Source organism: Neorhizobium galegae, from assembly GCF_021391675.1.
Taxonomy (GTDB): domain Bacteria; phylum Pseudomonadota; class Alphaproteobacteria; order Rhizobiales; family Rhizobiaceae; genus Neorhizobium; species Neorhizobium galegae_B.
The window spans coordinates 3,675,002-3,701,297 of sequence record NZ_CP090095.1 but is presented as its reverse complement, the minus strand read 5'-3'; the positions used below and the strand labels follow the sequence as shown (position 1 = coordinate 3,701,297).

General features: G+C 60.1%; 10 protein-coding genes. 8 read left to right on the top strand and 2 right to left on the bottom strand.

All coding sequences use genetic code 11. The features are described from left to right. Positions 1-42: 42 nt before the first annotated feature. Positions 43-1,305 carry a hypothetical protein gene (locus tag LZK81_RS18240; RefSeq protein WP_233954156.1) on the bottom strand — a complete coding sequence of 421 codons (1,263 nt, stop codon included), beginning with the start codon at positions 1,303-1,305 and terminating at the stop codon, positions 43-45. 109 nt (positions 1,306-1,414) lie between these two features. On the opposite strand from LZK81_RS18240, the gene LZK81_RS18235 reads away from it, so the two are divergent. The 6 genes from LZK81_RS18235 (at position 1,415) to LZK81_RS18210 (ending at position 22,441) form a co-directional block, all read left to right on the top strand. After that, positions 1,415-2,782, top strand: a complete 1,368-nt coding sequence (locus LZK81_RS18235; protein ID WP_233954155.1) for a glycosyltransferase family 4 protein — start codon at positions 1,415-1,417, stop codon at positions 2,780-2,782. A 612-nt stretch (positions 2,783-3,394) separates the two neighbouring features. Beyond that, positions 3,395-16,444, top strand: coding sequence for a DUF5801 repeats-in-toxin domain-containing protein (locus LZK81_RS18230; protein ID WP_233954154.1), 13,050 nt, complete (start codon positions 3,395-3,397; stop codon positions 16,442-16,444). A gap of 433 nt (positions 16,445-16,877) precedes the next feature. Continuing rightward, positions 16,878-18,317, top strand: coding sequence for a TolC family outer membrane protein (locus LZK81_RS18225; RefSeq protein WP_233954153.1), 1,440 nt, complete (start codon positions 16,878-16,880; stop codon positions 18,315-18,317). An 18-nt stretch (positions 18,318-18,335) separates the two neighbouring features. Continuing rightward, positions 18,336-20,492, top strand: coding sequence for a type I secretion system permease/ATPase (locus LZK81_RS18220; protein WP_233954152.1), 2,157 nt, complete (start codon positions 18,336-18,338; stop codon positions 20,490-20,492). 38 nt (positions 20,493-20,530) lie between these two features. Continuing rightward, positions 20,531-21,781, top strand: a complete 1,251-nt coding sequence (locus LZK81_RS18215) for an HlyD family type I secretion periplasmic adaptor subunit (RefSeq protein WP_046604607.1) — start codon at positions 20,531-20,533, stop codon at positions 21,779-21,781. Positions 21,782-21,811: 30 nt separating this feature from the next. Beyond that, entirely contained in the window at positions 21,812-22,441 is a 630-nt protein-coding gene (locus LZK81_RS18210; RefSeq protein WP_233954151.1) for a ribbon-helix-helix domain-containing protein, read from the top strand. 40 nt (positions 22,442-22,481) lie between these two features. Here LZK81_RS18210 and LZK81_RS18205 read toward each other — a convergent pair whose 3' ends face one another. Continuing rightward, entirely contained in the window at positions 22,482-23,279 is a 798-nt protein-coding gene (locus LZK81_RS18205; protein ID WP_233954150.1) for a transglutaminase-like cysteine peptidase, read from the bottom strand. Between the two features lie 442 nt (positions 23,280-23,721). Between LZK81_RS18205 and LZK81_RS18200 the strand changes: the two genes are divergently transcribed. Together LZK81_RS18200 and LZK81_RS18195 are read left to right on the top strand one after the other, a co-directional pair. Continuing rightward, positions 23,722-24,876 (top strand): ABC transporter substrate-binding protein, encoded by a 1,155-nt coding sequence (locus tag LZK81_RS18200; RefSeq protein ID WP_233954149.1) that lies wholly within the window; start codon positions 23,722-23,724, stop codon positions 24,874-24,876. Between the two features lie 284 nt (positions 24,877-25,160). Continuing rightward, positions 25,161-26,222 carry an aldo/keto reductase gene (locus tag LZK81_RS18195; protein WP_233954148.1) on the top strand — a complete coding sequence of 354 codons (1,062 nt, stop codon included), beginning with the start codon at positions 25,161-25,163 and terminating at the stop codon, positions 26,220-26,222. The last annotated feature ends 74 nt before the right edge of the window (positions 26,223-26,296 follow it).

Below are 26,296 nucleotides of genomic sequence, written 5' to 3'. Positions count from 1 at the left end.
TCCAGGCTCGAACAGATTCCGATCGTGGGATGGACGAAGCAGCTAAGGCGCTGGCTTTGGCAGGGCCTTCCAATTCGGATCCGGCCAGACGAAGGGGTTGCCCCCGGGGTCCGGACGGGTTTCGGCAAAATAGCTCTGGCAGCCACTCGCCTCGTTCGGTTCGCCGACATGCACCCAGAAGCTTCGGCAGACTTTTTCGACGATGACGCGCCGGCATTCTGCCATGCTCGGCGGGTGCAAGCTTTCCCGCTGCAAGAAATCTCGGGTGACCCCCCATGCAATCTTCTGCAGCTCCTTCGCAAGGTCCCGGGGCACGGTCGGCGGCGCTGCGGCGCCCTCGGGCGACTGGCGATAGATCGAGGCGTAGTGGACCGCAGCGACAAAATAGACGCCTGTATCGGTCAGGTGGACCTCGTCGCGGAATATCCGGTCGAGTTTTTTCCTGTTGCTTCCGGTGAGGCCGACAACCTTCCCGTCGAGTGTCCTTTTCACCAATTCCACGAGAGCCGTTCCGGCAGGTACGACGGAAAGATTGGCCGGGCGCTTTTCAGCTTGCAGTGTCAGCTTCACTTTCTCCGCTACGCATTGCCATACGACCGAAGCGTTTGTCTCGTGTTCCAACCAGGGCTGCGGATTGTCCTTGTCGACGCCAAGCCAGGTGTGGACATAAAGGGTTCGGCCTTTAGGGTTGCCGTCGAGAAGGCGGTCGTGAAAATGGCGCAGATAGCCAATCGCGTTTTCCCATACGATCATGTTTAGCAAATTGTGGTTTTCCGCTGCGACAACGGTGTCGTAAGGGCGCCCCGTGCCGATGCGCCGCGGGCGAAGCAGTTCCTCGACGACATCCATCTGATCGCCGTTGCGGTTCTTCCCGTACCTGTATCCGGCCCAGCTCCAATCCTGGTCGTTCTCACCTCGCGTTCGATACCTCAGCGGGGATCCAATGACGATCTGCTGCTCCCAGGCAATATTTTTGCCGCGGCTTTTGGCAATCATCTCGACCCAGTTGGCCAGGGGATTGTCGATCAAGCTATGGCCGGTGAAAAAGACCTGCGCGGAGTTCAGCGGGGCATCGCCCGGTGTGATTTCCTGTGAAGACGCCGGGCCGGACAGTAGCCATGCCATAGACAAGATGATGGTACGCATCGCTGTCATAAGAATTCCGTCTTTATTGAGCGCGAGAACAACTATCGGCAGATAGAGAAATACAACCTGGGAGCATAGACGTCGGAGATCCTGTCCAGCATCATGGACAAAAGGCGTAAGCCTTCCGGTATCGGCGATCTGGCTGTCAACAAAAGCCAATGGAAACCCGAAGCGACCGCCTGCCCGACGGACGGCGTCTCTCACCTTCTTTAGGTGTAGCCACAGGCTGCATTAGTCGGCGTTGCTCAAATATCGGCGGTGCCAGAAAATGGCGGCGATCTCCTCGCAAGGTTGGAACATGAGTTCGATCGATAAGGTTCTGATTGTCGCGGAACACGCCTCCCTGAAGTTCGGTGGCGAAGCTTCCCTCCCGTGGCATTATTTCACCCGATTGCGCGCCCGGGGCATAGAGACGTGGCTTGTCGTTCATGAGCGTACTCGGGAGGAATTGACTTCTCTCGCACCCGACGCCGTAGACCATATGCATTTTATCAAGGACACATGGCTGAATATTCTGATGTGGAAGCTGGGGCAGCACGTGCCTGACCAGCTCGCCAACATCACCGTTGGCTATATCAGCCGCCTCGCTACGCAGATGGCCGCACGTCGCATAACCCGCGAACTGGTTCACAAGCTAGGTATTCAGGTCGTCCACCAACCAATTCCGGTCTCGCCACGTGAGCCATCCCTGATCGCCAACGTCGGTGCGCCGGTGGTTATAGGACCTATGAACGGCAACATGTCCTATCCGCCGGGCGTTCATCCGAAGGGACGAACAAGCGGCTGGGGCGATATACTGTTCAAGCTGGGGCGGCGTTTATCAGACGGTCTGCATCTCTTGATGCGCGGCAAGCGAGAAGCTGCGCTGCTACTGGCAGCCAATGAGAGAACACGCGCGGTTCTACCCACGAATATCGGCGGCACGGCGGCAATGCTCGTTGAAAATGGCATCGACGTCGAACTTTGGACGCAACGCAGCTACGCCGACGATCTGCCGGGAAAGCCGGTTCGCTTCGTTTATCTAGGGAGATTGGTTGACTGGAAGGCGGCGGACCTCCTCCTGCTGGCGTTTGGGCGCGTCAAAAGCCGGGAGGAACTCGTGGAACTGGATATTGTCGGTGACGGCCCGATGCGGAGTACGCTCGAAGCGCTGGTTGAGGCCATGGATTTGGTTGGCCGGGTACGCTTTCTCGGATTTTTGCCTCAACGGGAATGTGCGCGGGTTCTGCAGCAGTCGGATGTTTTCGTCATGCCCAGTATTCACGAATGCGGCGGTGCCGTCGTTCTTGAGGCGATGGCCGTAGGTCTGCCTGTCATCGCCACAAAGTGGGGTGGCCCCGACGACTATCTGGATGATGATTGCGGCGTCCTCGTTCCGCCAACGTCGCGAGACGATATTGTCGCGGGGTTCGCCGAAGCGATGCAGCGTCTTTCCGATGATGTGAACTTACGGCGCCGCCTTGGGGAAGCCGGCCGCGCAAAAGCGCTTAGGCACTTCGATTGGGACGACAAGATCACGCAAATCATCCAGCTTTACGCCGTGGCAATCAAAAATCAGATCACAGCTGCAGAGGACGAGGATGTAAACTCCAACGAACGGGAAAAACAAATCCTCCTGAACGTTGGAGGCAAGTGACGGTCGTCCGGCAACCGAGCCAACGCATGCGCTTCGGGACCGGGGGCCTCGAAGCCGATTCCCGATCAGGTGATAAGCGGCCTGGGGCAAGTCGTGAAAATTTTATTAAAATTTTATAGTATATACGAGCGATGCGCCTCTCGACTTCCCAGTAGTTCCTTGGGTGGTAAGGTATTCTTAAATCGTTCGACCCTCATGCAGGCTTTTCACAAGGAAACGGAAGCTTGCTGGCCCCATTGAACCTCCACTTATAGCTTGGCCGGCCTATCTGGCGTCCATGTCGAGCGTGCAGCCGCCATGGCCGGGGGCGGGCTTGAGAACCGAATCAGGCTCCCGTTCACAGACGAATCGATCGCCCGAGGCGCAAGGTCATTCGGTCAAGGCGCGTTCCTGGTCGTAACAACCATCCCAGATAACTCTTTGGAAACCGTGTTTTGCGGCGATTGGGGCAAGATGTGTGGCTTTAATACGTCTTCCGCCGCCGCAGTTAACCTTCTGTCAATAAATCCGTTCCCGACACATAACCGGCTATATCGCGAAGGTTAAGGAAGTCTTGCTTTATATTGGGTGGCGGAGTTGATTGCGGCACAGTTTTTATTGGGGGTTAGAGTCATGTCCGTTGAAGATCCGCGTCTGTCGAACATCTCGGAAGAAAATCTGACTGAGAATTTCTCGTCGGAAATCCAGGAGGAGATCGCAGCCTCTTCTACGCCTTCTCCGATCGAGCATGAGATCCAGGTGGCGCAGGCCGGTGATGGCCGCACCCCGACGACGAACCGCGTTCCGACCGATCCGAATGCGCCGGCCGCTGCTCCAGCAGCGCCGGCTGCAGAAGTGACCCCGGACGCCAACAACATCGTTCACCTGGCGACGAGTGTATCGATCGACGATATCCGGGTCGACGGCGCAAACCTGATCCTGGTGCAGGCGGACGGAACCGAGATCGTCATCGTCAACGGCGCGACCAAGATCCCGACGATGCTGATCGGTGAAGTGGAGGTACCCCAGCAGGTGCTCTTCGCCGCCCTGGAAGACAGCGGCATCAACGTCGCAGCCGGCCCGGACGGATCCTTCAGTGCGACCGGACGCCCGGACAGCTCCGGCGCTGAATTCGACGACTCGATCCAGGGCAGCCAGAACGACCCCATTCAGCTCGCCTCGCTGCTCGGCGATACGGAATTTGGCGATGGCGGAGGGCTTGACGACCGGACGGCTGCGGACGATCAGCCGGACGCCTTCGACATGGGGTCGCCGTTCATCTTCTCCGAATCGGTTCTGGCAGATGACGTCGTCGGCAACGAGACGATCACGGGCGTGCTCGCTTTCGACGGCGGCGACGATTTCGGCATCGTCTCCTCGGTGAATTACCAGAGCACTTCCGACATGGCGGAAGGGACCGGCAGCGGTGTTGCTGCGCCGCTCACGTCCGGCGGTCAGGCGGTCACGGTGTCGACCTCGGCTGACGGCCTGACGGTCACCGGCACGATCACCGTCGGCGAGACCACGGTCACCGTCTTCACGCTGACGGTCACCAACCCGACCACCGGCGCCTTCACCTACACGCAGTCGCAGCCTCTCGACCATCCGGATCTCGGTGAGATCGGTGCCGATGACGCCCTGCGACTGAACTTTACGTTCACAGTCACGGACAAGGATGGCGATTCCGATACCGGCTCGTTCTCGATCGAGATCGGTGATGACGGCCCGGTACAGCGCGAGGCGGGCAGCGCCTCGCTGAATGAAGACGATGTTTCGGCCTATCCGGCCACGGATGGCAGCGAAGCTGCCAGAAAAACCGGCGATATCTCGCTCGGCATCTCCTGGGGCGCGGATGCCGATACACGCAATGGTGAAGGCGACACCTTCGGCCGCTCGGTCGGTTTTGCTAACGCGGCAGGCGCGGTCCCGGCCAATGCCGAGGGCGTTTACACAGGTGCCGCAGATGTCGGTCTCTCCGTCACTGGCGGGACTCTGACCTCGGGTGGTAGCGAGCTTTATTACGTGATCACCGACCTTGGGAATGGTGGTCAGACGCTGACGGCATATGTCGATGGCTCGGAACCAGCAGCGAAGGTATTCGAGATCTCGCTGGATCCGACCTCTGCAAATGGGTCTTACACGGTCGAGATCTTCCAGGAACTGGATCACAGCTCAGACTCGGATGCGTTGACGATCTCGTTCCAGTTCCAGGGTGTCGACGCCGACGGTGACGCCGCAGCGTCCGGCACGGCTTTGATTACCATCGCTGACGACGCGTCGGTGATCGGCGCAGCCGGCGAAGGCAAGGTCGACGAAGGTGGCGGCAAGACCGCGCACAGTTCGCTTGGCATTTCCTGGGGGGCGGACGACGGCAATACGAGCATCGACGGCGGCTACAGCGGCACCCAGGACGCCGGAGATCGGTCCGTGGTCTTTACCCCGGGCGCCGTCTCCGATCTCCCGCCCGCAGACGGCGGTGACATGCCTGCGCTGAAGGCGGTCGATAGCTCGGTACTTTCTACGGCTGCGGTTTCGGCATTCATGCGTGTATCGAGTGGCGAGATCGAGATCGCGCTTGGGGATCTGAGCTCAGGTGGCCAGTCGCTGGTCTACACGCTGTCGACGGATGGGAGAGTTCTGACGGCGGCTGACCAAGAGGGCGGACCGGTCTTCACCGTGACCCTCTCCGACACCGGCGCCGGCGGCTACACCTTCGAGCTTCAGGGCGTTCTCGACCATCCCGGCCATGGCGAAACCGGCAGCGAGACCGACATCCTGACCTTCGAATTCACCTACACCGTGCGTGATGGCGATGGCGACGTCGCCGAGAGCACCTTCACGGTCGATGTCAAGGACGACGTTCCGGTCGCCACCGGCAGCGCTGTTGAGATCAGGTCCGATGAGGACGACATCTCCAACCTGCTCTCGTCCGGCACGCATCCGGATGACGGAACTGCCGACGGTTCCACCTCGACACCTTCGTTGATCGGATTTGGCGATGCGGCGACCGTGTCCGGCTCGATCGCCTCGGTCGTCGCCTTCGGCGCGGACGGCGCGGCAGCCGGCGGCGGTTTCGGTTTTGTCGCCGATGCAGCAGCCAAGATGCAGGCGCTGGCCCTGACCTCGAAGGGCGGCACGCTCTCCTATGCGATGGTCGGCGACGCCCTGGTGGCCTTTGTGAATGTCGCCGGCGGCGCCGGCTTCGGTTGGGGCGACCGGCCGGTCTTCTCACTGACCCTCGATCACGTCACCGGCGCATTTACCTACCAGCAATACGACCAGCTCGACCACGTCGCCGGTAATGGCGAGAACACCGCCCTCAAGAGCGGATCGGGTTCGATCGCCGCCATCGACTTCGGTGCGGTGATCCAGGCGACCGACGGCGACGGTGACCATGTCGGCCTCGGCGGCAAGTTCTCGATCACCATCACCGACGACGTCCCGGCTCCGTCGATCATCGCGACGGGCGCCTCGACGACGATCGACGAGACGGTCAACAATCAATCAAACGATACCGACAACCAGGCGGTAAGATCGCTGTTTGCGGCGGTTGCCAATGTTGGCCACGACGCCGACATGGGCAATGCGGCGATCTTCGCGCGCAACGGCTTCTCGCTGGTCACCACCATATCCTCGGAGCCGGGCGCCGACGAAACGACCACCAAGGTTCTTTCCCTGGAAATTGCCAGTGTTGGGGTTGATTCGGGTCTGGCGACGACCGGCGGCAAGTCGATCTTTCTGTTCGAAGAGGGCGGGTTGATCGTCGGCCGCTTCGACTCCGATGGCAACGGGACCCCGGACGCCGCGGCGTTTGCGGTCGCCATCGACCAGTCCGGTCGCGTCAGCGTCGCGCAATATGTATCCTTGCACCAGGGCGACACGGCGACGTCCAACGAGACCGTGACCCTGGGCGACAAGATCTCGGCGGTCGTCACCGCCACCGATTACGACGGCGACGTCGTCAGGGACACGGTCTCGATCGGCAGCCATATCCGATTTGCCGACGACGGCCCGCTGGCATCCGGCGCGAAGGTATCGGCCACGGCCGACGAGGACGACATCTCCAACCTGCTCTCGTCCGGCACGCATCCGGATGACGGAACTGCCGACGGTTCCACCTCGACACCTTCGTTGATCGGATTTGGCGATGCGGCGACCGTGTCCGGCTCGATCGCCTCGGTCGTCGCCTTCGGCGCGGACGGCGCGGCAGCCGGCGGCGGTTTCGGTTTTGTCGCCGATGCAGCAGCCAAGATGCAGGCGCTGGCCCTGACCTCGAAGGGCGGCACGCTCTCCTATGCGATGGTCGGCGACGCCCTGGTGGCCTTTGTGAATGTCGCCGGCGGCGCCGGCTTCGGTTGGGGCGACCGGCCGGTCTTCTCACTGACCCTCGATCACGTCACCGGCGCATTTACCTACCAGCAATACGACCAGCTCGACCACGTCGCCGGTAATGGCGAGAACACCGCCCTCAAGAGCGGATCGGGTTCGATCGCCGCCATCGACTTCGGTGCGGTGATCCAGGCGACCGACGGCGACGGTGACCATGTCGGCCTCGGCGGCAAGTTCTCGATCACCATCACCGACGACGTCCCGGAGATCGCGATCTTCACCGATGAGACGGTGACGATCGACGAAACGTCCGGCTTCCAGAACGACGACAGCGGCGCGGGCAGCATCGGCAGCCTGTTCGCCGGCGTCGGCAACCGTGGCGTGGATGCCGATCTCGGCGGGCCGATTTATGCCCGCGACGATGTAATCGATATCTCGGTCGAGAATGGTGCGGACGACAATGTCTCCACTGCACTGACCTTACGGGTCGATGGTGGAAACGGCATCGATTCCGGCCTGCTGACCACCGAGGGAGCTCACATCTATCTGTACCTGGAGGCAGGAGTCGTGGTCGGCCGCGTCGGCGGTGCCAACGGTTTGGCGGCCTTCGCGATCGCCATCGACGGCGACGGCCGTGTCAGCGTGGCGGAATATCTGTCGCTGAAGCATCCGAGCAATGCCTCCTCGGATGAGGGCGTTAATCTCTCCGGGAAGATCTCCGCCGTTCTGACCGCCACCGATTACGACGGCGACGTGGTCACCAAGTCAGTTTCGATCGGCGACAAGATCGCCTTTGAGGACGATGGCCCGAGTGTTGGCGGAAACAGTGCCGTATGGGTAGACGACGACAACGTCGTCGGTGCCCAGGGAAATAACGGCGGCACGGGAGATCACGCCCTGGCAAACATCACCGGCGAACTTTCCCACGATTTCGGTGCCGACGGAGGGTCGATCGCCTGGAAGACGACGGGTGCGCCCACCGGTTTCACCTATGTGCGTGACGGTGATGCTCTGCTGGTCAAGCAAGGTGCGACCACTGTCATGACGATCACGCTCGACACGGCGACCGGGGCTTATTCGGTTACTCAGAATGCGGCGATCGACCACCCAGCCGGAAACAACGAAAACGACGTGTCGTTCAACCTGACCTACACCGTGACCGACGGCGACGGCGATCATGTCGATGGCACGTTAACGATCAATGCCGACGACGACACGCCGATCTCCACCGGTGTAATCGGCACCGGCGCTATCACTGAAAGCGCCACAGGCGGTTCGATTGCAGGCGAGCTTTCCGCCCTGGTATCGCCGGGCGCTGACGGCGTCGGTCGCTACTCGGTTGAAACCACCGGTCTGTCCTCCAGTCTGACTTCCCTGACTTCCGGCGGTGTCGCCCTTACCTATTCTGTGGTCGGCAACGCGCTTGTGGCGAAAGCCGGCGCGGCGACGATCTTCACCTTCACCGTCGATCCGGCCACCGGCCATTATGCCTTTGCGCAGACCGGCCCGCTCGACCACACCGACACCGTGGTCATCGACGGCGCATCGATCCCGGCTGCCGCTCTCGGCGTTGTCGGAAGTCATGCCGCGGTGCCCGATGTCGGCGGCAACGATCTAGCCTTTGTGGGGCGCATGCCGGACGGCGACGCGATCATCCGCGTCAGCAATGATGGAGGCGTGGCAAGGACCTGGGTGCTGGATAACAACGCAGGCGGGGCGGATTACGTTCTGCAAATCCCGGCCCACACCACCTGGTATGTGAATGTCGGCAATGTCGCCAATCAGACGAAATTCGATCTTGACGGCTTCGGTGCGCCGAGTGGCACTACGACCGTCAACAATGGCCATCAGCAAATTGCCGTCATCGACGGCGATAGCTCGCTGGACCTCGACCTTTCCTCCGCGGTCACGGTGACCGACGGCGACGAGGACGGCGTGGCGCTCAACGGCCAGCTGATCGTGACGGTCGCCGATAGCGTGCCGACGGCCGGCCCCAATGCCTCCGGAACGGTTGAGGAAGGCGGCACGGAAACTATCACCGCCGCCCTGACGGGCCTTGCCTGGGGTGCGGATGCCGGCAGCGCGCGCACGCTTTCCTTCACAGGAAGTGTCGCGACAACGGATCAAAACGGTGCTCCGGTGGCGGGGCTCAGCTCGAACGGCCATCCGGTGACGATCGATATCATCAATGGCGTGCTGACCGGGTTCATCGGCTCGACCAATCCGCCGGCCCCAGGCGATATCGTCTTCACGGCATCGCTCAATGTGGCCACCGGCGCCTACAGCTTCTCACTGCTTCAGCCGCTCGATCATACGGCGCCGAACGCGACGAGCCAGTATCTCGATCTGGCCCTCGGGTTCACCGCAACCGACGCGGACGGCGACGCCGCCACTTCGACGGTTACCGTTCGCGTCGATGCCGCTGGCTCGATCGACTCCATCAACTATTCCAACCTTTCCACGAGCGTCTTCGTCAACCTTGACGATGCTGCCCAGATGGTCGGCGGCCAGGCGGTGGCTGCCAACACCGCGACCGACGGTGCCTCCGAGATTGACAAGGTCATCGGTCTCGACAGCGTCTCGGGTATCGTCGATGCCCTGGGTGGTGCGGGCAACGATGTGTTGATCGGCGGCGCCGAAGCCAACAAGCTCACCGGCAATGGCGGCAACGATCATCTGGACGGCGGTCTCGGAGCCGATGTTCTCGACGGCGGTGCCGGCAACGACACCTTCGTCCTCGGCGCGGATGTGACCGGTTCCGGTACCCGCAACATTCAGCTCGGCGACGGTAGCCTCCTGGCGGTCAATATCGCCGGTCTTGCCGGCACGGCTGACAAGGTTATCGGTGGCGCAGGAAACGACACGATCATCCTGGAGCGGGACGGCAAATCGGGCTTCGTGGCCGATTACAGCACGGCTCCGGATTATCTCTCCGGCGTCGAGAAGATCGTCGGTACCGATGGCAACGATGTCATTCTCTTGGCTGCAGGTTCCACCGCGGACGGCGGACCGATCACCCTCGAAGGCGGTAACGGCAACGACACCCTCGGCGGTTCGAATTCCGCCGATATCATCAATGGCGGCGACGGCAACGACCTGATCTCCGGCCTTGGCGGTAACGACACCTTGACTGGTGGCAATGGCGACGACGAAATCTGGGGCGGCGCCGGAGCCGATACGATCGACGGCGGCGACAACACGGACAAGATCACGGGTGGCCTCGGCAACGACACGATCAACGGCGGAGCAGGAGGCGACACCTTCAACTATGCCATCGGTGATGGCGTAGACACCATCGATGGCGGTGCGGCCCCTGACGTTCTCCTGACTTCCGGAAACGCCACCGCGGAATCCGCAGTTCTCACCGTGACCTCGACCGGTCTCACCCTGGATGTCGACGGTGATGGCAATGTCGACGTCAACGCCACCAACATCGAATCGGTGGTGCTCTATCAGGCCGAGGGTGCCGACAAGATCACGGTACGCGGCCAGGATGCAGCCGAGACGATCACGATCGCAGGCAACTCCAATCTCCTGCAAGTCTACGGCAACGGCATACCGTCCATCTCCGGGATCAGCACGTCCGAGCTGAGCATCGAAGGCAAGGGCGGCAATGACGTCATCAATGCCAGCGGCCTCAACGCTTCTGTATCCCTGACGATCGACGGCGGTGCCGGCAATGACGTGCTCTACGGCGGCCAGGGTCTTGATACCCTTGCCGGCGGAGACGGCGCGGATATCATCATCGGCGGAGCCGACAATGATATCCTTTGGGGCGGCAAACACGCGGATAGCCTTTTCGGCAATGGCACCAGCAACACGGGTTCAGATCTGAATGCCGCCGTCGGCGAAGCCGATAGCGCAAACTATGGCGGTCCCGCGAACAAGTATCATGTCTTCTTCGACACCACGGCACTTGGGGGTGGTCTCGGCATCTGGAGAGTGCAGGCACTGGACGGTGCTCCGGAATTCACGGGCACTCACGTCAGTGTCGACACCGACAACCTCTATGGGATCGAGAAGATCCAGTTCAATAATCTGACCCTTGATCTGCTGGCACCTGTTCGTCTGTTCGACGGTAACAACCTCGTCGGTACGTTCACGACGATTAGTGATGCGAACGCCGCAGCGTTTGCCGGCTTCCGCATCGAACTGGTCGGCACGGTGACCAACCAGTCCGCGACGATCACCAAGGAGAACCTGACGGTCGTCGGCGGCGCCGAGGATACCGGCATCGTGCTGACGCTGGACGGGGTTCAGAACATCACGCTGCAGGGCGAAGCCCCGATCAACGTTATCGGCAACGGCCTCAGCAACACGATCAACGGCAACGACGGCGCCAACCTTCTCGAAGGCGGTGACGGCAACGACGTTCTCAACGGCAATGGCGGCGACGACAGCCTGTTTGGCGGCGCGGGCAATGACCGCTTCAGCGGCGGCACCGGCATCAACAAGATGGTCGGCGGCACAGGCAACGATCAGTTCTTCGCGACCGGCGGCACGGACACGATCCATGGCAACGGCGAGGCGGATATCGCGGCCACTGCCGGTGAGAACGATATGGTCGTCTATTACGGCAATCAGTCGAACTTCGCGATCACCAGGATGCTCGATGGCGGCTGGCAGGTGCTGAACACCGCCAATGGCGAGATCGACAAGCTGTATGGCGTCGAAAGCATCAACTTCAACGGCGGTGCGATCGAGCTGGATCTGACTGCTCCGGTGCAGCTGTTCGACGGTAACAACCTCGTCGGCACGTTCACGACGATTAGTGACGCGAACGCCGCAGCGTTTGCCGGCTTCCGCATCGAACTGGTCGGCACGGTCACCAACCAGTCCGCGACGATCACCAAGGAGAACCTGACGGTCGTCGGCGGCGCCGAGGATACCGGCATCGTGCTGACGCTGGACGGGGTTCAGAACATCACGCTGCAGGGCGAAGCCCCGATCAACGTTATCGGCAACGGCCTCAGCAACACGATCAACGGCAACGACGGCGCCAACCTTCTCGAAGGCGGTGACGGCAACGACGTTCTCAACGGCAATGGCGGCGACGACAGCCTGTTTGGCGGCGCGGGCAATGACCGCTTCGGCGGCGGCACCGGCATCAACAAGATGGTCGGCGGCACAGGCAACGATCAGTTCTTCGCGACCGGCGGCACGGACACGATCCATGGCAACGGCGAGGCGGATATCGCGGCCACTGCCGGTGAGAACGATATGGTCGTCTATTACGGCAATCAGTCGAACTTCGCGATCACCAGGATGCTCGATGGCGGCTGGCAGGTGCTGAACACCGCCAATGGCGAGATCGACAAGCTGTATGGCGTCGAAAGCATCAACTTCAACGGCGGTGCGATCGAGCTGGATCTGACTGCTCCGGTGCAGCTGTTCGACGGTAACAACCTCGTCGGCACGTTCACGACGATTAGTGACGCGAACACCGCAGCGTCTGCCGGCTTCCGCATCGAACTGGTCGGCACGGTCACCAACCAGTCCGCGACGATCACCAAGGAGAACCTGACGGTCGTCGGCGGCACCGAGGATACCGGCATCGTGCTGACGCTGGACGGGGTTCAGACCATCACGCTGCAGGGCGAAGCTCCGATCAATGTTATCGGTGACGGCCTCAGCAACACGATCAACGGCAACGACGGCGCCAACATCCTCGAAGGCGGTGACGGCAACGACGTTCTCAACGGCAAGGGCGGCGACGACACGATCCAGTGGTCCGTCGGCGACGGTCTGGATGTCGTCGATGGCGGCACCGAATTCGCAGGCGGTCGCGACCTGTTGCGTGTTGTCGGCTCCTCGGCAAGCGAGCAGTATGCGATCTGGAGCGTCGCGGCCTATAACGCCGCTCATCCAGGGACTCCGTATGCCGGTTTGGCCGAAATTCTGCTGACCGTGAACGGGGCGTTGGCCGCCGAGGTCAACGAGATTGAAGACATCGTCATTCAGGGCGGCGGCGGCGCTGATACCCTTGCCGTCAACGGCAGCTTTGCGGGTACTTCGCTGCTTACCTCGACCATCACTTACGAAGGCGGAGAGGGCGATGAAACCTTCGACGTCTCGGAGCTGACGTCCGGCCATAGCGTGGTCGTCAAGGGTGCCGGTGGAGCCGACGTGCTTGTCATCGGTGACGAGGCGGGCGAAAGCGTCTGGAAGGACGTGACCGTCACGCAGGATCCCGCCACCGGCGAGTTCACGATCTCGCTGCCGAATGGCGGCCCGGTCCTCAAGGCGACCGGTGTCGAGAGTTTCCGGTTTTTCGACGGCACGGTCACTGCAGCCCAGTTGATCGAGCAGGCACCGACGGATCTGACGACTTCGGGTCTCACCGTTGCGGAGAACTCGGCTGCGGGCACAGTTGTCGGCAGTGTTCATGGCGTCGATGTGAACGGTTCTATCGACCCGCTGAGCTATGCCTTCATCCTCGCCGATAGCTCTACGTCGCTGACATCAGCCGATGGCAGGTTCGTGATCAATGCCTCGACCGGCGAGATCAGTGTCGCTGCGGGTGCGGTTCTCGACTATGAGACGACCCCGTCAATCGGCTTCTCGGTGCGCGTGACGGACAGTAAGAACGGCAGCTATTCCGAGACATTCAGCGTGCAGCTGACCAACGTCAACGAAGCGCCTATTCTCGCCCACCCTATTGCCGACCTGAGCATTGCGGAGGAAGGCACGATTTCCTTCCAGATTCCGGGAGACACGTTCTCGGACGTGGACTCGCTGCTGACCTACGTGGCAACTCTCGGCGATGGTTCGGCACTGCCGGCCTGGCTGCACTTTGATCCCGACACAGGGACGTTCAGCGGCAAGGCTCCACTCGACTACAACGGTCCGATCAATGTCATGGTCACCGCTTCGGACGGGCCGAATAGCGCGTCCGATACGTTCAACATCACCGTCACTCCGGTGAACGACGCGCCGACTCCGCATGACGATATCTTTTTCGTCGATGAGGACCACACGACGTCCGGCACCAATTTCCTTACCAACGACACCGATGTCGATGGGGACACTCTGCAACCGACCGCCGCAACCATCACGTCAGGGCCGGGGGGCAGTGGCTGGCTCTATCAGAACGGGGACCTTGTCTACACGCCGCACGCCAACGCCAGCGGTATCACCACGATCGACTACACAGTAAGTGACGGCACGACCACGGCTTCGGCAACCATCACGCTCAACATTCGCCCTGTCGCGGATGCGGCGACGATCTCCGGTTCTGGTCTTGGTAACGAAGACGGTATCGCGGCCGTTACCCTCAATATTGGTCTCGGCGACACCGACGGTTCGGAAAAGGTGACGCGGGTTGAACTGTCGGGCTTCCCGACCGGTGCGATCTTCAGCCAGGGCGCGCAGGTCGGCGGGGTCTGGGTCATCGAGAATGCCGCGGGGGTCAATACCTCTGGCCTGACGATGACGCCGCCGCACGATTTCGCCGGCAACGTCACGCTTAACGTGGCGGCAAAGGTTCTGGACAGCGCTATGCTCTCTGATGGCCTCGTTTACGAGGATACAGAAATTTCCACGGGTTCGATCTCGATTGCCGTGAATGCGGTGAATGACGCGCCGGTTATCACCGGCGATCATGCCCTTGCTGTCAATGAAGGTGCCACTGTTGCTGTAACTTCCCAGGATCTCTATTTCAGTGATCCGGATGACATCGGCACGGGCGTGACCTTTACCGTAACTGCCACGACGAATGGTTCGGTTCTAGTCAACGGTATTGTTGCAACGACGTTTACAGCTCAACAGCTTGCCGACAACCTTGTCAGCTTCAGGCACGACGGGTCGGAAACCACTTCCGGTTCCTTCGGCGTCAGCCTGGAGGATGGCAATGAAGATAATTCGACGGCGGCAACTGCTACCGTAAATGTCGCTGTAACGCCCGTAGATGATCAGATCAACACGATCACCGTCACGGGATCTGATACCGTAGATATGACGAACTACGGCAAGATCATTTACAGCAACGATACGCTTAACCCATCAGGAACTACCGACGCAAAAGTCACTAATTTTGATGTCGTGGGTGACAAGATATCCTTGAAGTTGGCGGGCACTGATGTTCTGGCTGGCGCATTTCAGGTTATTACTTCAGATAATACCGATGTTGCGGCCGGCGTGAAAATTATAGCTCTTCAATATAGCGGAGCCACCGTGGGGTCCCTTAGTCAGGATAACGACGGAAACAATGTTGAGGATATAATTGCTGCTGCTACTAAGGATTTTCCAGGATCTGGAACTTATACATTCATAGTCTATCAGAATACCCAGGCGAATAATGCCCACGCCGGGATTTATATGGTCCAGATTAACGATGTAACTGATCCGGCGTCGGGAAGTCCAAGCTCGAACCAGATAATTGTTGAGCACGTTATGACGCTCAATAACGTGGGATATGGGAAGCTTACGGCGGCTAATTTCGTTGCTGCAGCCGACCCCATCATCCTCGACCTCGACCACAACGGTTTCGCCTTCACATCCGTCGATGACGGCGTGAAATTCGACATCAATGCCGACGGCAAGCTCGATCAGGTGGCCTGGACCAAGACGGACGGCATCCTTGCCTTTGATGTCGACGGCAATGGCAAGATCGACAACGGTTCGGAAATCTTCACCCCGAACTTTGCCGGTGGCGCGCATGCCGGCGGTGTGGCGGCGCTTTCGACGCTTGACGTCAACCATGACGGCAAGATCGATGCGTCCGATACCGGCTTCGACAAGCTGCTGGTCTGGCAGGATGCCAACGGCAACGGTGTCAGCGACGAGGGCGAGCTGAAGGGTCTGAACGACTACGGCATCACCGGCATCTCGCTCGATGCCGACAGTGCGGAAGGTTATATCGACGGCCAGGCGCTGTTTGCTGAGGGCTCGTTCACCTATGCCGACGGTTCGACCGGCTCCTTCGTCGAGGTCGGGTTCGACACTCTGTTCAGCGATGCGCCCGATCACGTCCTGGTCGGAACGGATGGCGACGATATCCTCGCTGCCATGCCGGGCCTGACGCAGATGACCGGCGGTACCGGCGCGGATACGTTCGTGCTCGATCCTTCGGCCCTGCACGAACTCGACATGGCCGACATCATCACCGACTACAAGTCGAACGAAGGCGATGCGGTCGATGTTTCGAAGCTTCTCGACACCCTGCTTGGTCATCAGGCAACCGGTGAAGAGGCCGCCGCGAATGTTCGCACCACGATTGCCGGCAACGACACGACCGTCAGCGTCCAGGTCGCCACCGATAGCTGGAAGGATGTCGCCGTGCTTCAGAATCACACGGAAGCCGTCAAGATCCTCTTCGACGACGACAAGCATTCGGCGAACATCTCGCACGTATAAAGTGAAGAGTGTTGCAAGTCGGAAACCAGAGAAAAGGCGCGCAAGCGCCTTTTCTTGTTTAAGTAATGTCTTGCTAAAGAATTCGAACAATCAAGGACTGTTCTGAATTTATACAATTAGCGGGCGTGGAGCGCGTGTATCCATGCACCGCGAAAGAGCAGTTCTCCATGTGTCCCGGCGGCTACACAGGAGGTAAATGTATACGCCTGTGAAAACGGACGGGATTATCTACTTTTGCGTCCAATCAGTTGGCTTTATAAATTTTTTGTTAAAAAACAAATGGATGGATGGTTTCCATTTGGTAATTAACCCTAGAACGATGAATATCGGAAGCAGGCTTGGGTCGCTGAATTAGAAATGATAATACTTCCCAACGAAATCGCCGCAGTATATGAATGCCGAGATGGGATTTTAATCGGCGAGGGGCTTCCGATTGTTTAAGAGCACAAGAATTTTAGCGACGCTGTTGGCGACAGTAGCCTTGGGGGTTGTGTTTAGCGCACCTGCCAACGCGATGACGCTCGATGAGGCGGTAGCAAAGACTCTCAAAACCAACCCGCAAATCATGCAGGCGGTAGAAAACCGTGAAGCGGTTGAGTTCGAGTTGCGGCAGGCGCGGGGTCTTTATCTTCCTTCCATAGATTTGCAGGCCGGTGTAAGCCGACGTAGACTGTCTAACAGCAGTACGGGTACGCTGACTCGCGACTACGAAAACTTTAAAGGCTCCGATGCGAGCCTGACGATTACTCAAACGTTGTTTGACGGCGGCAGCCGCCGCTCTCAGGTAGAGCAGCAGGCATCGCGTGTTGATGGCGCTTCGTTCCGCGTTGTGGAGCGATCCGAGTCGCTGGCTCTTCAGGTCACTCAAGATTATCTTGAGTATATCCTGCAGTCCAAGATCGTCGGCATCGCCCAGCAGAACGTCGCTGCCCACAACCAGATTCTCGGCGATATCGGCGCCAGCATCCAGGGCGGTGCCTTGACCGACGCCGACCGTCTGCAGGGCCGTGAGCGCCTCGAGGCGGCACGAGCACGGTTGCGCGAAGCTCAGGAAGAGCTGGAGCTTACAAAGATCCGCTTCCTGAAGACGGTCGGAGAGCCGATCGGTCCGGTCAAGGTGCCGGTATCGCTCGCGAAGTTCATCCCGAAGACGCTCAACGACGCGATCTTCATCGCCAAGAAGAACAGCCCCCAGATTCACGCGGCCGATGCCGACGTCGATGCGGCGGATGCAGGCGTTCGCGGTTCGCGCGCCAACTATCTCCCGAAGGTCGATCTTCAGGGTAGCGCGCGTGTCGGCAACGACATCGATGGCAACCAGGGCAATACCAACGACGTTCAGGTCGGTGTGACCGCCCGCTGGAACCTCTATCGCGGTGGTATCGACCAGGCGCGCGAGCAGGAGCAGATCCGTCGCGCCAGCGAGCAGCGTTACGGTCTGGCGCAGGCCCATCGCGAGGTTGAGGAATCCATCCGCTCCGCATGGAACGAGCGCAGCGGCCGCGGCGAACTGTCGACGATCCTGGCGCGCCAGTCTTCGACGAACGGTAGCCTCGTTTCCTCGTATCGCGAGCAGTTCAAGGTCAATCAGCGCTCGCTTCTCGACGTGCTGGATGCCCAGAATACCCGTTTCAACACCAGCATTCTTGCGGAAACCGCACGATTTGCTTCGCTTTTCGCCGAATACAAGATCCTGGCCGCATCGGGCAGCCTGCTTCAGTCGATGAAGCTGAAGCCCGTCGGTCAGGCTGAGGCGTATGCCCGGAATGAGTTTACTGTCCCGGGTGGCGTCACGAATCCTGGCTATGTCGAAATTGACTCCCGTCAAAAGGCTGGCATGCCCATGGATCTCCTGGCGCCGATCCGACAGTAACGGATTGGCAAGGACCACATGCTCAACGTAAAGCTCGACCACGCAGACACTACGCCGTTTAGGACATTTAAAACTGCATTCAGGTCTGTTGCGAGTTTTTACGGGCGCCCGACATCAGACATCGTCCTGTTTTCCGGATTGCCGGATGAGATTTCCGAATCTCTTGAACTGGACGATGTCGAGCATCTGGCGCAGCGCATCGGGCTGGAAGTCATCCGCCACGGCGAACGCGAGTGTCGCGAGGGCAATTTCGATTGCCCCGCCATCATCGTCTTCGAAAACGGCGGCGTCCTGCCGCTGCTGGAGACCGATGCCGATGGAAACTACGTCACGGATCTGGTTCCGGCCTCGGGAAATCCCGTCAAGCTGACGCGTCAGGAGCTCATGGCGCTAAAGCCGAGCTTCGGTTTCGCCTTCACGCTCTATTATCAGAACGCGTCCGACAATGCCTCGGTCGGCACGGCCGGGGAAATAGAGCGCCGGCACTGGTTGTTGCGGGCGCTGGTTCCCTATTGGCGCACCTATATGCGCGTCATCATGGCCGCGCTGTTCATCAACCTGATCGCGCTCGGCTCGCCGCTGTTTACGATGAACGTCTATGACCGCGTGCTTCCCAACAAGGCGTTTCCGACGTTGTGGGTGCTCGCCATCGGCATCACGCTTGCCTACACGTTCGATTTTCTCCTGAAGACCGCCCGCGCCGCGCTCATCGATCATGCCGGGCGTAACGCCGATCTGCGTCTTTCCCAGATGATCTTCGACAAGGTGCTGAATTCGACGCTCGCGTCGCGTCCGCTGTCGACGGGCGAATATGCCAACCGCGTCACGCAATACGAATTCGTCCGTGAGTTCTTCACCTCCAACACGGTCGGCCTGCTGATCGACACGGCGTTCGTGTTCATTTTCCTGATCGTGATCTACATGCTTTCAGGCTGGCTTGTGGTGATCCCGGCCGTGGCGCTGGTGCTGTCGGTGCTGATCGGCCTGCATGCCCAGGCCAAGATCGGCCACCGCATGGCGGCCGCCACCAACGAAGCATCGCGCCGTCAGGCGCTGCTGGTCGAGACGATTTCGACCATCGAGACGGTGAAGAGCCTTCGCGCCGAAGCGGGCATGCTGCGTCGCTGGCAGGAGCTGATGAAGCTCTCGAGCCGCACCAGCGAGGAAATCAAGCATGTCTCCTCGAATGCCGTAAACCTCACCAATCTTGTCCAGCAGATGGTCAGCGTTCTGATCGTGATTGCCGGTACCTACGAGTTTTCCGAAGGTCATCTGGCCATGGGCGCGATCATCGCGACCGTCATGCTGGCAGGCCGCGCGGGCGCGCCGCTCGGCCAGATCGCGATGGCGCTTGCCCGTTTCCGGCAAGCGATGACGTCGCTCAAGATCCTCGACAAGATCATGGAACAGCCGGAGGATCGTCCGTCCACGGTGGGTTTCGTGAACCGGGAGATCAAGCGGGGCGGCTTCAGCTTCCAGAACGTCTCCTTTCAGTATCCGGGATCTGACTACAAGGTCATCAATCAGCTTTCGCTGACCGTCGCTCCCGGCGAGCGGGTCGGGATCATCGGCCGCATCGGCTCGGGCAAGACGACGCTTGGCCGCCTTCTCGATGGCCTCTTCCTTCCGTCCGATGGGCGCCTGCTGATCGACGGCGTCGATATCCGCCAGTATCACATGTCGGAGGTCCGCTCGGCGGTCGCGGTGGCCGGGCAATCTTCCGATCTGTTCTCGGGGACGGTGAAGGAAAACCTGCTGATCGGCCGCGCCGATGCGACGGACGAGGAATTGCTGCATGTGTCGCGCATGACCGGCGTCGACGAGTTCGTTTCCAACCATCCGCGCGGTTTCGACATGCCGGTCGGCGAGCGCGGTAGCAACCTCTCCAGCGGCCAGAAACAGGCTCTGGCGATTGCCCGCCTGCTCCTGACCAAGCCCAAGATCGTTTTCCTCGACGAACCGTCGGGCGCCATGGACCTTGCAAGCGAGCGCCATCTGCTCGCCAAGCTCTCGACCGCATTCAGCCGCGAGACGACGCTGCTGATCGCCACGCACCGCTTCAGCATGCTGGAACTGTGCGACCGGCTGGTGGTGATCGACAAGGGTCGCATCGTTGCCGACGGGCCGAAGGCGGCCGTGCTCGAAGCGATGCAGCGCAAGGGAGCAAAGCCGTGAGCAGAGGCGTTCACGACAATCCCCCGTTCTTCGCCCGCATGCTGGTTGGTCTGGTGGCAGCCTGCATGACGACGTTCCTCGCCTGGGCAGCGCTTGCGGAGATCGACGAGATCGCCCGCGGCGAAGGCAAGGTCATTCCCGTTTCCAAGACGCAGATCATCCAGTCGTCCGAAGCCGGCGTCGTCCAGGACATAGCTGTTCAGGTCGGCCAGGTTGTCCGCAAGGGGGATTTGATCGTTCAGCTGAACAATACCACAACCGAATCCACGCTCGGCGAATCCGTTGCCAAGGCGAGGGCGCTCGGCGCCAAGATCGCGCGCCTCCAGATGGAAGAAAAAGGCGAATACGACCAGCCGTTCGTATGTCCGGCCGATGTCCTGGCGGTCGCCAAGAACGTCTGCGACAACGAAGATCGGCTGTTCCAGGCCAACAAGGCCAGTTACAAGAACAAGTTCGATGTGCTTCAGGAGCGCATGAAGCAGCGGCAGAACGAACTCAGCGAAGCCAATGCCAACATCGATCGGCTTGAACAGAATATCGCCTCCTCGACGCGGCAGCGCGATCTTTACGGTCCTCTCGCCAAAAAAGGTTTGGTCTCGCAGACGCAGCTTCTGACGATCGAAAGCCAGCTTACGGACCAGCAGGGCCAGCTCAAGGTCTATCAGGAAAGCCTGATACGCCTTCGTGGTGCCATCGAAGAAGCAAAGCTCCAGGTCGGGGAAATTTCGTTGGCTATCCGCCAGCAGGCCCTGACCGACAAGGCGCAGGCCCTCGCGGAGCTCTCCGTCATCGACGAAACGATCCGTGGTGCTTCGGACCGCGTCAAGCGCACCGATATTCGCTCGCCGGTCGATGGCATCGTCAATACGTTGGAAGTCAATACGATTGGCGCCTATGTGGATCCGGGCCGTGTGGTTGCCGGCATCGTCCCGACGGCAGACACGCTGCTGATCGAAGCACGCATATCGCCCCGGGATGTCGCGTTCGTCCGCCGCGGGCAGCCGGCCATCGTCAAGATCACGGCCTATGATTTCGCAATCTTCGGCGGGCTCGACGGCGAAGTGACCAACGTTTCAGCCGACAGCATCGTTGAGAAGGAAAAGGGCGAGACCTATTACCTCGTCCAGGTCAAGACCAACAAGTCCGAGCTGGAACGCAACGGCAAGTCCTATCCGATCATTCCTGGCATGATTGCGTCCGCCGAAATCATGACGGGCCGCAAGACAGTCCTCAGCTATCTCATGAAGCCTATCAATCGGGCGCGTTCCGATGCGCTTACCGAACGGTAGAGCCCTCCAATGAAATCAGGTGCGCTTTCAATGTCCGGCATCGAACCTGCGGGCGATCCGCTGCCGATTATCGACAAGGAAGAAGTCGAGCCGCGTTTTCGCGCGGTCGTGGCGCGCAATGGCGAGCGTCGCGGTATCAGGCTCGAGAAAATCTATTGGGAAGGCCTCAGCCGCATGTCGGCGGCAGGCAAGATAACCACCGGCGATCTGGTTCAGTACACCGCGGCCCAGATGCCGGAGGGGGGCAATCTCACCTCGCTGCTGCGCGTCCTCAGCCTCAAATGGGCGCTTGGACGGCTGGCGACGGTCGAGGAAGTCTCGTCGCTCGAAAATCTCGGTGCGCTGGTTCAGGCATCGCCGTCCCCGACGGTCGTGTTGACACGTGAAAAGCGGTTGCAGTTCTTCAACGAACCGTTTCTTGTCATGCTTCGGCAGCGGTTGGTGGGGGAGGATACGTCGCAGCTGATGAAGACCCTGAAGTTCTCGATCGACACGCAGATCGAAGACGCGATGGACACGCTGCAGATGAATCGCGGCAAGACCTTGAATACCGGCTTCACGATTTCCTGCGCCAGGCAGGTCATCAAGGGTCAGATCAACCTGGCCCTTGCCCCGGCACATGAAAAGCCGATGTTGATCGGCTATATTTCCCGTTATTGACGCCCAGGGCCGGAGCGCATCGCATCCCGGCCCAGAAAGCCTAGAAGTTTACACCTTCGCCTGGCGCAATCTTTTCCAGCGGCGTTGCCATCGCGACGTTCTGGTCCTTGCGGCGGGAGCCGTGCAGGAAGCCCTTGCCGCCCTTGATCGAATAGAGCGGCATGTAGTCGGGAAGCTGCGTATCCAGGAGAACCTGGTTGCGCATGTTGTCGAGGATGAAGAACTTGCCGCCGGCTTCGACCGAAAGGACGGCGTGGTAGAAGTGCCGCTTCTGGTCGAACAGGACGACGATCGACATCTGCTCGGGGTCGATGCCTTCCGCGCGAAGTGCCGCCATTTTCAGGATCGCGAAATCTTCGCAATCGCCCTGCTGCAGGCTCAGCGTTTCCCGGGGCGTGCTCCAACGGTCGGTAACCTTGTAGGCGTCCTGGTCGGTGCGGTAGCGAATGGACTGGTTCACGGCGGCATTGACGGCGTTGAGCTTGTCGCGGATCGACGATTGCGACGTGTTCAGACCGACGAGCTGGATGGCGGCGAAGGCCGGGCTGCAGCCCTTGCCGTTGCATTTCACCGCGGTGCCGCTGTTCATCTCTTCGAGAGCGGGCGCGAGCTTCTTCAAGGCGGCAAGGCGCTTGAAGGGGATGGCGACCGTATCGAACACGGCGCCGTTGGGCGTTGTCGGCGCTACGCGCTTGGATGGTGACAGGTCGGCCGGTTTGATAGCGACCTCGACTACATTCGCAGGTCTCGCCGCGGGCAGCGCGATCGTCGAGCCGAGCTGGCTGAATGTCTGAAATGCTGCGGCAACCTGTACGTTCCGGAACGCAAGCGAAGCCATGATGGAGAGCGTCGTCGGAAGATATTCCAGGACATGAGTTCCGATAACCGCTACGCCGGCTCCAGTATTTGTCGGAAACTGCTGGTTTGCGATCGGAGCGGAGACTGAAGTTGAAGCAATGAATGGTAATGTGAGAGCTGTAGCGATTGCGATTTTCAGGGTATTCTTCTTATTCGCCATTTTTTATCTCCCTTGGTAGAGAGATGCTAACAAGCTCTGCTGAATTTCTGGTTTTTGAAGATAGATAATCTATAAATAAGTTATTTGAGATAAAACGTATAAAATTTTATATTTCAGCGAGGGTGCTTGTTAATGATTTTTGTCTGGGATAGCATGGCCTTACCACAACCAAGAAGGCCGCAGAGTGGTCCAGGAAATGCCGCAAGGACGTTCGTTCTTTTACCCTTCAGATCTCGCCGACGTTACTCATAAGGCCTTCCGAATGACGACGCGCCTGCGTCCGATACGTATATCGCTGCTGGGTTTGCTGGCTGTCGCTATCCTGTCCGGATGCGAATCCTCGTCCGTTGCCGACAGGGTTCTCGACGACAAGGCGCTGAAGCCGCCGCCATCCGTGGTTGAGGAAACATTCGGGCGCGGCTCGACGGAAGTCACCGTGCTTCTAACCAAAGCGCCGAACGGCACCTATGAGGGTGCTGCGCGCGACATACGTGACGGTGCGGCCCTTGCCATCGGCGAACTTGACGATGCCGGCGTCATGAAGATCAAGGTGGTCGACGTGGCGGAGGGGCCGGCTGCCGTGGCCCCGGCGCTTGCCGCTGCAAGAGCACGCAATTCCGGTCTGCTGATCAGCTATGCGCCGCAGGCGACGACGGCGGCGATTGCTGCCATTCCGGCCGATCAGCGACCGCCGCTGATCAATCTTTCAAGCCCTGTGGCTGGCGCGAACGTCTTCAATTTCGGGTTCGATGAGGTGGCGAGTGTTGCGCGGGGCGTGCGCCCGGTCATCACCTCCGGCCATAAGAGAGTTGTCGTCCTGACGCCCAATAGCATAGCCGGTGTCGACGAGGAGCGCCTGAGATCCGCGGTCGGCCAGGCCGGCGGCGCACTGATCGGCGTGGTCCGTTATGATCCAGCCGCGCCGCTTGGCGACCTGCTTATCCGCAACAAGGCTCTGCTCGATGATGCCGGTGCCTTGGTGCTGATGGGGGATTCTGCAACGGTCGGAACCGTCCTCAAGGGTGTCAGGGCCTCTTTCGGCAAACTGGCCGTGGTCGGAACCAGCCACTGGCCAATAGAGCTTTATGCCGATCCGGCTGCCTCCAATGTCATCATCGCAGCGGCCGATCCGGACGCGTCCCTGTTGATCGGCGAACGATATCGCCGCTTCAACAAGCGTTCGCTCTCGGTCTATGCCGCGGAGGGTTACGACAGTATCGCGGTCGCTGCCGGCATCGTCAGAGGCAAGGGTGCAACGGCGCTGACGCCGGAGGCGTTGACGACGAAGACGGGGTTTCGAGGCGTTACGGGCCTGTTCCGTTTCACGCCGAGCGGAATGGCGGAGCGTAAGATCGGGCTTTACAAGATCGACGGCGGCCGGCTGGTGGCCATCGAGCCGAAGGCGGTCAGCTTCTGAAAAAATTACGTGGGTCGCCAATGATGGAGATCCTGCTGCAGCCGAAAGGTGGAGTTTGGACGGCGCGGCGTATCGACGGGGCACACAGGCTTTGACCGGCTTTGACGCATCGGTATCGGCGCCAAATCTCGCCCATCCGGGAGCAAATCCTCAATCTGCTGGCCGAGACGAAAAAGGAGTTCGGCTTCTTCTATCTTTTGGTGCGTGACGACCTTTCGGGTGCGCGCTATTTCCCGGACACTGCCAGCCGAATATTATCCAACGGAAAGACCGGGAGATTTTGCATGGTTGAGTATCGCTATCTGGGCCGCAGCGCCCTGAAGGTTTCGCCGCTGACACTGGGGGCCATGATGTTCGGCAACCAGACGCCGGACGACGTGGCCTTGCGCATTATCGACAAGGCGCGAGACCAGGGGATCAACTTTATCGATACCGCCGACGTCTACCACGATGGCAAATCGGAGGAGGTCGTCGGGCGCGGCATCAAGGCTCATCGCGACGACTGGGTTGTGGCGACGAAGTTCGTCAATTTCCACAATAACAAACCCAACCAGGGCGGCCATTCGCGCAAATGGGTCTTCCAGACGGTCGAGAACTCGTTGCGCAATCTGGGCACCGATTATATCGACATCCTCTATTTCCACCGTTCCGTTTTCGATGCACCTCTGGATGAGCCGATGCGGGCCATCGCCGATCTGATCAGGGCTGGCAAGCTGCGTTACTTCGGCGTTTCGAATTTCCGCGGCTGGCGTATCGCCGAGGTATCCCACCTCGCGGACCAGCTGGGAATCGATAGGCCGATCGCCAGCCAGCCGCTCTACAACATCGTCAACCGCACGGCGGAAGCCGAGCAGTTGCCGGCCGCTGCCGCTTATGGTCTCGGCGTGGTTTCCTACAGCCCGCTCGCGCGCGGCATCCTCACCGGCAAGTACAATGTCGGGGAGGAGCCGGCCGCCGATACGCGTGCCGGGCGCGGGGACAAGCGCATGCACGACGTGGAGTTCCGCGAGGAATCGATCGCGCTCGCCAAGCAGATCGCCGCGCATGCACACGCGAAAGGGATTGCGGCTGCGGATTTCGCGCTCGCCTGGGTGCTCAACAACCAACTCGTCACGTCGGCGATTGCCGGCCCGCGCACCGAGGAGCATTGGGACGGTTATGTCCGCGCGCTCGAGGTCAAGCTGGACGCAGAGGACGAGGCGCTGGTCGATCGTCTAGTCGCAACCGGTCATCCGTCGACACCGGGCTTTACCGATCCGGCTCACCCGGTCGAGGGCCGCGTTGCCCGCTCCGCAGGTGGATCGGCGTCGGTCGCTCCGCTGAGGCAATCGCAACGCATCGCCTAGCCGATACGGGCGATCAGGACGTCGGCCGGTTTTGTTGTGGTTCGAAAAGGTCGCGGATGGCCGATCCGGTTGCG